Origin of the sequence: Shewanella sp. NKUCC05_KAH, from assembly GCF_019345585.1 — a bacterium.
Taxonomy (GTDB): domain Bacteria; phylum Pseudomonadota; class Gammaproteobacteria; order Enterobacterales; family Shewanellaceae; genus Shewanella; species Shewanella oncorhynchi.
The window spans coordinates 25,257-38,048 of record NZ_JAHKQZ010000033.1 but is presented as its reverse complement, the minus strand read 5'-3'; the positions used below and the strand labels follow the sequence as shown (position 1 = coordinate 38,048).

General features: G+C 45.2%; 10 protein-coding genes and 1 pseudogene. 7 read left to right on the top strand and 4 right to left on the bottom strand.

The genetic code is table 11. The annotated features are described in order from the left end of the window. Positions 1-521: 521 nt before the first annotated feature. From KO533_RS21715 to KO533_RS21705, 3 genes and pseudogenes are all read right to left on the bottom strand, one after another. Positions 522-1,281, bottom strand: a pseudogene (locus tag KO533_RS21715) (transposase); the annotation flags it as partial. Between the two features lie 368 nt (positions 1,282-1,649). Then, the gene (locus KO533_RS21710) at positions 1,650-2,072 is read right to left on the bottom strand and encodes a hypothetical protein (RefSeq protein WP_173245720.1); all 423 of its coding nucleotides are present in this window, start codon (positions 2,070-2,072) and stop codon (positions 1,650-1,652) included. Between the two features lie 602 nt (positions 2,073-2,674). Continuing rightward, positions 2,675-3,070 carry a VOC family protein gene (locus tag KO533_RS21705; RefSeq protein WP_219256121.1) on the bottom strand — a complete coding sequence of 132 codons (396 nt, stop codon included), beginning with the start codon at positions 3,068-3,070 and terminating at the stop codon, positions 2,675-2,677. A gap of 185 nt (positions 3,071-3,255) precedes the next feature. On the opposite strand from KO533_RS21705, the gene KO533_RS21700 reads away from it, so the two are divergent. The 3 genes from KO533_RS21700 (at position 3,256) to KO533_RS21690 (ending at position 6,740) form a co-directional block, all read left to right on the top strand. Then, positions 3,256-3,837 carry a DUF502 domain-containing protein gene (locus tag KO533_RS21700; protein ID WP_028760527.1) on the top strand — a complete coding sequence of 194 codons (582 nt, stop codon included), beginning with the start codon at positions 3,256-3,258 and terminating at the stop codon, positions 3,835-3,837. Between the two features lie 398 nt (positions 3,838-4,235). Beyond that, a complete protein-coding gene (locus KO533_RS21695) occupies positions 4,236-6,212 on the top strand; it encodes a BCCT family transporter (protein ID WP_105249669.1) in 1,977 nt (658 codons plus the stop codon). 165 nt (positions 6,213-6,377) lie between these two features. After that, positions 6,378-6,740, top strand: coding sequence for a YajD family HNH nuclease (locus tag KO533_RS21690; protein WP_028760525.1), 363 nt, complete (start codon positions 6,378-6,380; stop codon positions 6,738-6,740). A 56-nt stretch (positions 6,741-6,796) separates the two neighbouring features. Here KO533_RS21690 and KO533_RS21685 read toward each other — a convergent pair whose 3' ends face one another. Next, the gene (locus KO533_RS21685) at positions 6,797-7,030 is read right to left on the bottom strand and encodes a DUF1289 domain-containing protein (RefSeq protein WP_219256120.1); all 234 of its coding nucleotides are present in this window, start codon (positions 7,028-7,030) and stop codon (positions 6,797-6,799) included. A gap of 159 nt (positions 7,031-7,189) precedes the next feature. Here KO533_RS21685 and KO533_RS21680 point away from each other — a divergent pair, with 159 nt between their 5' ends. The 4 genes from KO533_RS21680 (at position 7,190) to oleC (ending at position 12,760) form a co-directional block, all read left to right on the top strand. Continuing rightward, complete coding sequence (locus KO533_RS21680) at positions 7,190-8,536, top strand: methyltransferase (RefSeq protein WP_219256119.1); 1,347 nt, start codon at positions 7,190-7,192, stop codon at positions 8,534-8,536. Positions 8,537-8,789: 253 nt separating this feature from the next. Continuing rightward, on the top strand, positions 8,790-9,839 hold the full coding sequence (locus KO533_RS21675; protein WP_028760522.1) for a 3-oxoacyl-ACP synthase III: 1,050 nt from the start codon (positions 8,790-8,792) through the stop codon (positions 9,837-9,839). Between the two features lie 168 nt (positions 9,840-10,007). After that, positions 10,008-10,916, top strand: coding sequence for an alpha/beta fold hydrolase (locus KO533_RS21670; protein WP_219256118.1), 909 nt, complete (start codon positions 10,008-10,010; stop codon positions 10,914-10,916). Next, positions 10,916-12,760, top strand: coding sequence for an olefin beta-lactone synthetase (gene oleC, locus KO533_RS21665; RefSeq protein WP_219256117.1), 1,845 nt, complete (start codon positions 10,916-10,918; stop codon positions 12,758-12,760). Before KO533_RS21670 ends, oleC begins: the two co-directional genes overlap by 1 nt. Positions 12,761-12,792 lie beyond the last annotated feature (32 nt).

Below are 12,792 nucleotides of genomic sequence, written 5' to 3'. Positions count from 1 at the left end.
CCTTCAAATTCTCAATCCGCTATTTGCATAATAAAGTGTCAACAACCAGCATCGGGCTTGTTCAACACTGGGATAAGGTCGCGGCTACGCGCGGCCTATCCTTATTTGTTAGGCCAGAAAATTAAAAATTACATAACTCATTATAAATAAAAAATTGGTGCAGTGAGAATATTGAATAATTAATTAACGATTATTTTTCCATTTCTCTCTGATAGACTCACTGAATCTCCTATTTTATAGATATAAACTAATAATCCATTGTCAGCTTCAAATTTGCAGTCAACTCCACTTGAATTCTTGTAAGAAATTTCTATAAGTGTTGATTTGGCCGTGCCAGTAAGGCTTCTGTTTCTAGTGATGAAATTAGTGACTACACCAGAAACTCTGCTGCCTGTAAATAACAGGTGTAATCTATAAAATAATAAAGCTATGGCGAGTACAAATAAGGAGTAGCTTAAGATTGTGAGGTACCAATACATACCTTTCCCTTTTGAAAGTATGAAGTAGTTATGTGTGTGCCTAACTATTTCGAGATAATCCGTTAAGGAAAACGCAATGCCTTTGGGCTGGTTCTCGCGCTCATTACCGATAAAAGGCAGTAGATTTTTAGGTTGTTCATCTTTTAATGCGGCCCGAATGCGCAGCTGAATACTGGTATGGTCGGATTGTTCTGGCGTATCCGCTATTTGGGCTCTAATCGGATTCAAATCAACGTAGGCCATACAGGTTAACACAGCGGCTTCATCGAGTAAGGCTTGGGCTTTAAAGCGTCCTTCCCAAAAACGACCAGTACAGTTATCTTCTTGATTTGCTTGCCTTGCTATTGGTTCATTCAAACATCGTGCTCTTTTGAAAACTTAGGCATGAAATATCGCATAATCGGTTGCGGTAAATGGCAATTGAATGCTTTAATCGATTGACCTCATGCGCTTCAACTAACTCTCCTTGAACGAATTTTTGCGTTAAGTCATCACCTTTAAACAGCTTATGCCATTGCTCAAGTACTAGTACTTCGCGGTCAGTCCAACGATTGGCACTGTCGATATCGACCCGCAGCACCACATGCAGATGATTCGACATCACCGCAAAGGCTGCCACATCAATGGCAAAAACGGCTTCAAGTTCAAACAGTAGTGACTCAACCCAACCACGGCGATGGTCATAGTTTTGTCCAGAATAGGTATCATCGCCACACAAAAACGCACGCCGAACAACGCGGCTACAGCAATGGTAATAGGGCGTATCTTCAAGACTAATTTGAGTTCTGCGAGGGCGCGGCATACAAACCTCCTTGTTTAATGCTTAACCCAAGCATAGTCGGAGGTTAACAACTGCGCCATTAAGGCTGGGTGTCCAGTTAACTCATAGTTAACTCCTTGCTAAACCCGAGGTGACCATATATGTCCCAGCTTTTCTTTCTATACTTTGATTGAGAGTGCGCGGCATATAAACCTTATTTATATGCTTACAAAAAGCATAGCTAGAAGTATTATGCCACGCTTTTAAGATTATGTGTCTTTGTTTAATCTTTTATTTGTTTTATCCTATTCATCGTAATGAGCAAGATTAGATGCGAAATATTTACCATTAACAATTGTGTCATTTCGATAAATAATCTTAATTCTCTTAACTTAAATAATATCTCATTATTACCACGGAATTCCAGGTAAAGTGTCGGTGCAATCCATTGCTGCAATAACATTCCAACTTGTATAAGTTGATTTATCTCTATAAGGTGGGAGCGGGAATGATTCAAATGATTGTGAAATATGATGGTAGTTCTGATTATAACCTTTGCCCGTAGTTACGTTTACAACTAGAGCCTTGCACCCCCCAGTGACATTCATGTAGGTCATGGTCAATCCTTGCCATATAAAATATTTATTATAATCTCTGTCAATTGCTCTAGTTTCAGGGAATGCTGAATCAACTCCAATATCATTTAAATATTCTGCAATGTAGCCTTTTACGACTTCTTCGCCATTTTTCTTAATGATCATATCAGGGCTTTCTGTAACTGCTGATGCATTAAAAGATAAAGAAATCAATAATGCTAAAGTTCCATTTTTCATGCGATATATCTCCATTTAGTTAATGTGAAAATTAATAAATCACATGTATAATATACGTGTCAATAAAATAATTTTTTTAAATAGATTTAATATTTACTGGTTTTATTTTTTAAAATAATTTTTATACGCATTGATATGTGATATTAGTAGTTGATGGAGCAATAAATCGAGCCATCCATAAAAAAAGATATGGATGTCCCCGCTTTTTTAATTGCGATCTAACGACTCAAAATCCCAAGGAATACGCCATCCCCTCGGAGTGCCGCAGGGCGAATAGAGCTCTTGATTTAATAAAGAGTGCGTGAGTTCGGTCATGGATGACCGACTAGCTTTCGCAGGTGCAGGGACGCATCCTTCGGAAGCGATAGCAATTTTGGCAATGAGCACAAGGGGCTTTCAACTCCGTCGGGGGCGTCTTGGAGCATCCAAGGAGGGTAGGACGAGCAGTCCTCCTTGGTCGGGTGTGGGGTGAAGCCCCACGACTTTGATTTTGATTAAAAAATTCAAATGAAGTTTTGAAAGCTTAACGTCGATATTCCTCGTACTCGCTAGAGCTATATAAAAACTAAATTTTAGTAAAAATGGAGTTTATTACACTTTGCTTACCCAATGCAGGCGGGCAGATATTCTGATAACTCAAGCAGGTTATAATCTGGGTCGCGGATATAGACAGAGTTTATCCGGCCTGTGGCACCAGTTCGTAGCACTGGTCCTTCAATGATTTCAATCTGAAGTGCGTTTAAATGCGCGATCACTTCTTCTATGTTGTGGCTGACCACAAAACACAGATCGGCACTGCCGGGCATGGCTGCTGCGGCTTTAGGTTCAAATTCTGCGCCCGCTTGGTGCAGGTTAATCTTTTGGTCGCCAAAACTTAACGCAATACGCTGATTGCCAAATACCACTTTCTTCATCCCGAGCACGGCTTGATAAAATTCGACACTGGCGGCGATGTCTTTTACGGTTAAGACCAAATGATCTAAGCGGGTTACGCGCATTTTACTTTCCTTAGAATGGCTCAGAGTGGGCCCTGAATTTGAACGCTGTCTCTATGCTTGAGACTATTACTGCCAGATACCTTACATCATGTGCTGGTGCAAAAGTGACTCTGTGGTAGCATTTGTGGCGTTTTTTGCGTAAATATTTTATGCCTTCTATATTCCTATGACTGAATGAGAGTGTGATGAAAAAAACCTTAGCCCGCGGCTTAATGAATCTATTACCTATGGCCTTGAGTTTGTGGCTGTTTTGGTCGTTGTTTGTATCGTTAGATGGTTTGGGAATTGTAATTTTAGAGTTGGTAGGGATAAACCAACACTTTGTCGGCGCGGGATTTATGCTGGTGGTGGCATTAGTTTTTGCCGTGGGCTTGCTGTTTTCGGTCAGCCCGATTGTGTGGCTTTATGGTTGGCTTGAGCGCCAGTTGATGCGTTTCCCATTGTTTAAATCGGTTTATGGCAGTATCCGTGATATCGCCTCTTTGATGAATCGTGACGGTAAGCCAACAAGCCAAAAGACAGTGCTAGTGAAACAGGCGAATGGCAGTTTTGTGGTGGGCTTTATTATGACGGATACGCCGCCACAGCCCTTGTTAGATGCGCTACCAGAGGGCGATTGGGTGCCTGTGTTGTTCCAATTGAGCTATCAAATGGCGGGTGTGACGAGCTTAGTTAAGCGGGATGATTTAATTATGGTTGATTGGTCGTTTGAGGAGGCGATGCGCTTCAATTTAACTGCTGGTATCTCGCAGTCACCGACTAAGTAATCCGATGAAGGTTTGTGCGTTTTAGCGTTTAAAATTAAATTTGATGATTTTTGTGGTATAATTTTTTGGCGGCCAATATGGTTGCCATTTTTTATGCTGAATATTCTAGTAATATATTTGTTTTATGCTAAAGGTGGGTATTAGCTGCCTTAGTGGTGTTAATTCTGTTTATCCATCAATCATTGGCTTAAAAAAGTCGAGTGTTGTTAATCCCGTTGTTCAGATCCTGTCGCGTTTAGCCATAGCGAGTCGTTGCCATGATCTTTGGGATTTCCCCCATACTGGTCATAGATGAGCCACGCAGTATTAACCAAATTTTAAGTATAAGTTTTGTCCTATCTCGCCGTTGGTATGTTGAGATATTTGGAGTGTGAACCCGCTAGAAATAGGGAGAGTCAATGTCAATCAAGTCTAGTATTAATCCGCCGGTATTTTATTCGTCGGTCTTTTTCATCATCTTGATGGTGATGATTTGCGCAGTATGGCCCACAGAGGCAAACACCTTTTTTAGATCAATGCAGTCATGGATAGAAATGAAAGCCGGTTGGCTTTACATTCTAAGTGTGGCGTTTTTCCTGATTTTTATCATATTTGTCATGGTTAGTCGCTTCGGCGATATCAAACTAGGACCAGATCATTCAGTGCCAGACTACAGTTATAAAAGCTGGATCGCCATGTTGTTTTCGGCGGGTATGGGCATAGGTTTGATGTTTTTTGGGGTCGCAGAACCTGTGATGCACTATCTGGCGCCGCCGGATGCAACTCCAGAGAGTCTTATTGCCGCAAAAGAGGCAATGAAGATCACTTTCTTCCATTGGGGACTGCATGCTTGGGCGATTTACGCTGTGGTGGCATTGAGTCTGGCCTATTTCTCTTATCGACATAAGTTACCGTTATTGCCGCGAAGTGCGCTTTATCCCTTAATTGGTGAACGCATCTATGGTCCTATTGGCCATACAGTGGATACCTTTGCTGTGCTTGGCACTATGTTTGGGGTGGCGACATCACTGGGCTTTGGGGTGTTGCAGGTTAACTCGGGTCTGAGTTATCTATTTGAAGGCTTACCCAATAATGCTGTGGTGCAGGTGTGTTTGATTATCGGCATTACTTTATTGGCGACATTATCGGTATTTTCTGGTCTCGATAAAGGCGTGAAACGCTTAAGCGAACTCAATCTGGGTCTCGCGATTATTTTATTGCTTATCGTCTTGATCCTTGGCCCTACGGTTATGCTGTTGCAGGCTTTTGTGCAGAATACCGGTAGTTACTTAAGTGATTTAGTGGGCAAAACCTTTAACTTGTACGCTTATGAACATAAGGAAGATTGGCTCGGAGGCTGGACCTTGCTCTATTGGGGCTGGTGGATTTCATGGTCTCCTTTTGTCGGTACCTTTATTGCGCGTGTGAGTCGCGGCCGTACCATCCGTGAGTTTTTGATAGGTGTGTTATTTGTGCCATCGGCGCTGACCTTTCTGTGGATGACGGTATTTGGTAATACGGCGATTGATTCGATTATGAATCACGGCGCGACCTATCTTGCCGAGGCGGTGAATACCGATGTGTCAGTGGCCTTGTTTGTGTTTTTCGAGCACATGCCGTTTCCTACGTTACTTTCTGGAATTGCGATTTGTTTAGTTGTCACTTTCTTTGTGACCTCTTCGGATTCGGGATCCTTAGTGATTGATAATCTAACCTCGGGTGGTGATAACAATGCCCCCGTATGGCAGAGGATCTTTTGGGCACTGTTGCAAGGGGTCGTTGCTTCGGTATTGTTGTTAGCGGGTGGGTTACAGGCGCTGCAAACGGCGGCTATCGCCAGTGCTATGCCGTTCTTAGTGGTGATGCTATTCATGTGTCTGGGCCTATTTAAAGCCCTGAAAAATGATTGGCTGAAGATTAATAGCGTGCAGTTACACAATACTAGTGTGCAATACGCCAAAACTAATATGAGCTGGGAAGAGCGTATTGGGGTTTTAGTTTCGCATCCTACCCATGAAGAAGCGCAAGTGTTCTTGAATAATGTGGCTACGCCAGCTTTGTCTAAAGTGTGCCAACACTTTATGGCTAAAGGCATAGTGGCCGATCTTGAATACTTAGATGGCCGAGTGCGATTAGTGATCAGCAATGAGGTGAATTTGCCCTTTGTTTACGGTGTACGAACGCGTTGTTTTGACATCACTAACCCGATAGGGACTGAAATCGAGCAGGGCAATACCTTGTATTACCGCGCCGAAGTGTACCTTGAACAAGGTGGTCAGCATTACGATGTGATGGGTTATACCGAAGAGCAAATCCTCGCGGATGTGGTGACTCAATATGAAAAATACTTACATTATTTGCATCTGTCGAATGCCGATCATGCCCACGTAAGCTAAGTAACGTAAGTTAAGTAAACTAAGCCAGTAACCTAGGTCGGCTTAACCATTTACGTCTACAAATCGCGCACCATTAACCCGCAAAGTGCGGGAGATATTGCCCCAAGTGATAACTCGGATTATCCTTGGGGCAATTTTTTTAGGGTTTGTTTTAGGGATTACACTATGTCATCAGTGCCAGGCCAGAGTAAGTTAGATAAAGTATTAGCCGATGCGCGGGAGTACAAAGCTAAGCGTGAGAGCGGTTACCGTGAGCAAGCGTTAAAACTCTATCCTTGGGTGTGTGGCCGCTGTACCCGCGAATTTACCCCAAAAAACCTAAGCGAACTGACGGTGCACCACAGGGATCATAATCACGATAATAATCCATCAGATGGATCGAATTGGGAGTTATTGTGCCTGTATTGCCACGATAACGAACATTCCCGTTTTGAAGAATTGATCCGCTACGGTAGCACCACAGAAACCAAGCAAGCGGCGGCGACCTACAATCCCTTTGCTGACTTGAAATCAATGCTGAAAAAATAGTCTTGCAGGCTTTGGCTGAATAAGATTGCGCAGAGGGTGGCGTTAGCAGGCGGCGTTTAGTCTTTGTCGGTTAAACGCGCTTCGGCAGCTAACCATTTATCACGGCTTAAAATATGCTGGTTTTCACTGCCTTCAAATAACGTTTTACGGGCGGGAAGTTGCTGACAAATGGTCGCCTGTTGCGTTTCGCTACTCGTGCGCCAACTGACAATTTCATCTATATGTCGAAAGCAGCCCATGCAGTAGTCTTCATCATTTAAACCGCAGCGTGCGACGCAAGGTGAAAGCATGTGTGTCCTCTTTAGGTATTGCTGACCGCGGTTTGCAGTTAACAGTCAGGTTGAGTGCTTTTAATGGGTGCGATACTAACATTTTTTCGCATAAAGTCATCCGTAGGGCTGATTCGCTCAGCCTAATACGAGATAAGTATTTTTTACACTGGGCATGACGTGAACCAAGATAATCTGCAGCAACAATTCACTTACTCACAGCAATTTAGCAAGCTTAATCAGTTGCTTGAAAAGAGTGCTGCCCTGTGGCAAGTGCGTGCATTTGAAGTGAACGCTTTACCTTGGGCACAGGATTTTCCGCAGTTGGCCGAAGCTGTGTGGGCGCTGGCTGATGATGAGCTTGATGGACTCGATGCCGAGCAATCTTTACTGGTTAAGACGCTGTCACCGGCATTAAACCGCGATCTTAGGGCATTAGGCCAAGATTGGGACTTGTCATTACTTACCGCAGCCATTGCTGATATTACTATTACCGATACCACAAAGGTAGATAAAGCGCAGGACAGCGGTTTGTCCTTTGATGATGAGGCGCACTTTAGTGCTCACATTAAAGGCCGAAAATGGCAGCAAATTACCGCCTTTGTGCAGCATTTACCCCAGCTTAATTTACCCGTATTGGAATGGTGTGCAGGAAAAGGGCATTTGGGCCGCTTGATTGCTAAAGCCCGCGGCGCCGATGTGCTGAGTTTAGAGTGGCAGGCGCCGCTGTGTGAAGCAGGGCAGGCCTTTGCTGATAAGTGGCAGTTATCGCAGACCTTTATTTGCGCCGATGCCTTTGCTATTGGTGCAGAACATGCTGTGACAAACACATCTACAACTACAGTTGAAGCACAAGCTGAACATGCCTCAAATGCCAATCCGTTAACTGCACGGCAGCAAGCGGTTGCTTTGCATGCCTGCGGAGATTTGCATGTTCGGCTGTTAACATTGGCGGCCGAGGCGGGCACGCAGGCATTGGCGATTTCTCCTTGTTGCTATCATTTAATTCAAGCGAGCCATTATCAGCCGTTATCCATTCTTGCTCAGCAGAGCAGCCTAAAGCTCAGTCGCCATGATTTACAGTTACCGCTGCAGCAGAGTGTGATAGCTAATCCCAAACAGCAGGCGCTACGCTATCAAGAAATCGCGTGGCGCTTAGGCTTTGATGCACTGCAACGTGAATGTCGACAAATTGACGAATATTTGCCTTTACCCTCGTTAAAACAGAGTCAATTGAGCGGCAGTTTTACGGATTTTTGCCTGTGGGCGGCCGAGACTAAGGCCGTTAATTTTGCGAAAAACAGGGATTTTGAAGCTTGGCTTGACGTTGGGCGACAAAGACAACAATTAACTCGCCGTATCGATTTAGTCGCGCATTTATTCCGCAGCGCACTGGAGCAGTGGCTCATCTTAGATCGCGCTTGTTTTTTGCATGAACAAGGATATGGTGTTTGCGTGGGTGAATTTTGTGCAAACAGCGTTACACCAAGAAATACGCTGATTTTAGCGCAAAAAATGGCGGTATAATTTTGCGCGTCTAAAAATATGCTGTACTGTGATGTTTTTTATGAATTATTTCTATATTAGCGCATTTAAGTTTAGTGATAGTGAATTCAGGGCCGTCGTGTTTGGAACCTGCGCTGTGAGACAAGTCTTACACTCAAGATGGTTTTTTATTGAATCATCGGGCTTTTCTTGTTCAAATGTCGCATTAATGACGAATAACAACTGAAAGCTGACCTGCTGGTCAGTCATTCTAGTGAGCGAATAAAACAGTTTCATGAAATATTCCCGCGTATTTATTAATAGCCTGGCCTATGAACTGGCGCCTGTTGTGGTTTCCAGTAGTGAGCTAGAGTCTCGTCTTGCTCCTTTGTATCAAAAGTTCCGTATTCCTATGGGACAGCTTGCCGCATTGACTGGGATTACCGAACGCCGCTGGTGGCCAAAAGGACATCAATTGTCCGACGGTGCGATTAAAGCTGCCCGTAAAGCCATGGTTGAAACTGGGATTGATGTCGCCGATTTAGGTGCTGTTGTCTATACCGGCGTGTGCCGAGATCAACATGAGCCCGCGACCGCGTGTCGTATTGCTGCCGAATTGGGTGTGTCAAAAGACACTGCGATTTACGATATCAGCAACGCTTGCCTTGGGGTGTTATCGGGTATTTTAGATATCGCGAACCGTATTGAGTTGGGTCAAATCAAGGCGGGTATGGTGGTGTCCTGTGAGTCGGCGCGGGATATTGTCGATGTCACTATCGATAACATGCTGGCCGATCCGACCATGCAGAATTTTGCCCAGTCACTGGCGACCTTAACCGGTGGTTCTGGTGCCGTGGCGGTGATCCTTACCGATGGCAGCTTGCCGCTGACAAATGTGCGTCAGCATCAATTGCTGGGTGCATCGCACTTATCGGCGCCTGAGCATCATCAGTTGTGTCAATGGGGTCTGCAGGAAGTGGGGCATAACCTGTATCGCGAGTTTATGCGTACCGATGCCGTTACCTTGCTTAAAGAAGGCGTTGAATTGGCGAAGCACACTTGGGAGCATTTCCTTGAGCAGCGTAATTGGCTGGTTGAGCAAGTGGACAAAGTGATTTGCCATCAAGTAGGCGCTTCAAATCGTAAGCAAGTACTGAGTGCGCTCAATATTCCCCCCGAAAAAGAATTTCCAACGTATCAGCTACTGGGCAATATGGGCACAGTGTCGTTACCTGTGACCGCTGCGATGGCGCACGATCAAGGCTTTTTACAAGCGGGCGATCAAGTGAGCTTTTTAGGCATAGGCAGTGGATTGAATTGCATGATGTTAGGCATTAAGTGGTAGGGTGCATTGCACCTTTTCACGCCTTTGCTTGATGGCTGGCATACATTCGAGTCAACCCAGTAAGTCCATGATTCAGTTGATAGCTTAGTCTTTAGTTCAGTCGATAAGCTAAGCCAGCTGTACATAACCCGTTATTCGCTCTCATAAAGAATCAAGATAGGAAGCGTCATGTTAGACACTCTGTTGCCTTTTAAACGTCATTTTCTGAGCCGTAATGGCAACAAGCTACATTATATCAACGAGGGCCAAGGCGAGCCTGTGGTGATGGTTCACGGTAATCCTAGCTGGTCGTTTTACTACCGCAATCTTGTTAGCGCCTTAAAAGACACTCACCAATGCATAGTGCCGGATCATATCGGCTGTGGCCTGTCGGATAAGCCGGACGACAGTGGTTATGACTATACCCTTAAGAACCGTATCGATGATCTCGAAGCCCTGCTCGATAGCCTGAATGTGAAAGAAAACATTACCTTAGTCGTACACGACTGGGGCGGCATGATAGGTATGGGTTATGCGGCGCGTTATCCTGAGCGCATTAAACGCCTAGTGATATTGAACACGGGCGCTTTCCATTTGCCCGAGACTAAACCATTCCCTTGGCCGCTGTGGATTTGTCGTAATACCTTGTTAGGCACAGTGTTGGTACGCGGTTTCAATGCCTTTTCGTCTATTGCTTCCTATGTGGGTGTTAAGCGCCAGCCGATGTCCAAATACATTCGCGAGGCGTATGTCGCGCCGTTTAACTCTTGGGCCAATCGCATTTCGACGCTGCGTTTTGTGCAGGATATTCCGCTGCGTGAAGGCGATAGAAATTATCAATTAGTCTCTGATATTGCTGCTAGTTTACCTAAATTTGCTAAAGTGCCGACCCTGATTTGCTGGGGCCTCAAGGACTTTGTATTCGATAAGCACTTTTTAGCAAAATGGCGTCAGCACATGCCCCATGCGACAGTGCATGAGTTTGCCGATTGTGGTCACTACATTTTGGAAGATGCCAGCGATGAAGTGATTGTCCATATCAAAGAATTTATGGCCGACAACCAAGCAGCGGCGCCGTCCGAACAGGTCGCAGGTTAATGTCGACCTTGCTTGAGACTGAAGTTACTCCTTTAGTGACGCCGTTGGAAAAGTCACTTTTAAGTGGCACTTCTGCGTCAGCAACGGTCAATGATGCCAATATTTGTCGTCATCTCAAGCAAGCCGCCCATGCCATTCCCCATCATCTTGCGGTTGCAGTACAAAGCGCTCAGGGCGCTTCTGTGGCGAGTTTGCGTTACAGCGAGCTGGACTTCCTTAATCTGGATAGACAAAGCGATGCAATCGCCTTTGCGCTGAACGCCCATGGTATTGAGCGCGGCATGAAGGCTGTGCTTATGGTCATGCCGAGTCTGGATTTTTTTGCACTCACCTTTGCGCTGTTTAAAGCGGGAATTATTCCTATCCTAGTTGATCCCGGCATGGGGATCCGCAATCTTAAACAGTGTTTTGCTGAAGCCGCGCCCGATGCCTTTATCGGTATTCCTAAGGCCCATATCGCCAGACGTTTATTTGGTTGGGGTAAGGGCAGTATTAAGTCATTACTCAATGTCGATGACGACAAAACAGGCTTAGCGGCAAAGTTAATCCGTATCGGTACTGGTGCGATAAGTTTATCGACTCTGCTGCAAAGCACCTCAGTACAATCTTCTGCTTCAAAGTCTGAATATCCCATGGTGATGCTTAAATCTGATGAGATAGCGGCGATTTTATTTACCAGTGGCAGCACTGGCACGCCTAAGGGGGTGGTGTATAGCCATGGTATGTTTGAGGCACAAATCCAAGCATTAAAAAACGATTATGGCATTTGCCATGGCGAGCGCGATCTCGCCACTTTTCCACTGTTTTCACTCTTTGGTCCCGCACTCGGTATGGCGTCTATTGTTCCTGAAATGGATGCCAGCAAGCCCATTACCGCCAATCCTGAATTCCTGTTTGCCGCGATTGAGAAATATCAATGTAGTAATATTTTTGTTAATCCCGCTTTGCTCGAACGTTTAGGCCGCGCGGGGGAACAAAAACAGCATAAATTGCCTAGCGTACAGCGGGTGATTTCCGCGGGTGCGCCAGCCACCATTGCCTCCATCGCCCGTTTTAGTAAGATGCTGAGCCAAGGTGTGCCGATTTTAAATTCCTACGGTGCAACCGAATCTTTGCCTATTAGTATGATTGCCAGCGATGCGTTATTTGCCACGACTGACACCACAGATAACGGCGGTGGTATCTGTGTCGGTCGCGCTATCGATGGCGTGACGATTCGCATTATTGCTATCAGCGAAGAGGTTATTCCCGAGTGGGATGATGCCTTACAGCTGAATAACGGTGAAATCGGCGAGATAGTCGTGCAGGGGCCTATGGTGAGTCAGTCCTATTATCTAAACAATAGTCAGCACGCTAGCCAAAACGAAAGCCAAGGCAAACGCGCGACTGCGGCGGCCAAGATTTGGGACTCGGCAACCAATACCGTTAGACACCGCATGGGCGATCTGGGGTATCTCGATGATCAAGGTCTTCTGTGGATGTGTGGTCGTAAGGCCCACAGAGTCGACGCGACCCTTAACGGATTGTTTGCTAAACGTTATTATTCCATTCCCTGCGAGCGCATTTTTAATACGCATCCCAATGTGAAGCGCTCAGCTTTAGTGGGAGTGAAAGTGGCGAACGAGATAGAGCCATTAATTTGTATCGAACTCGACCAGTCATTGGTGTGCAATAAGAGTCTGCAGTTGTACCAAGATTTGATCGCCATCGCCGAGCAATTTACGCAGACTCAGGGCATAAGGCGGTTTCTTATTCATCCTGATTTTCCTGTGGATGTGCGGCATAATGCCAAGATTTTTAGAGAAAAATTAGCCGTTTGGGCACAATCACAAACGAAAGGTTGATTTGAAACTCCACGGTTTTTTCCTGCATTTTT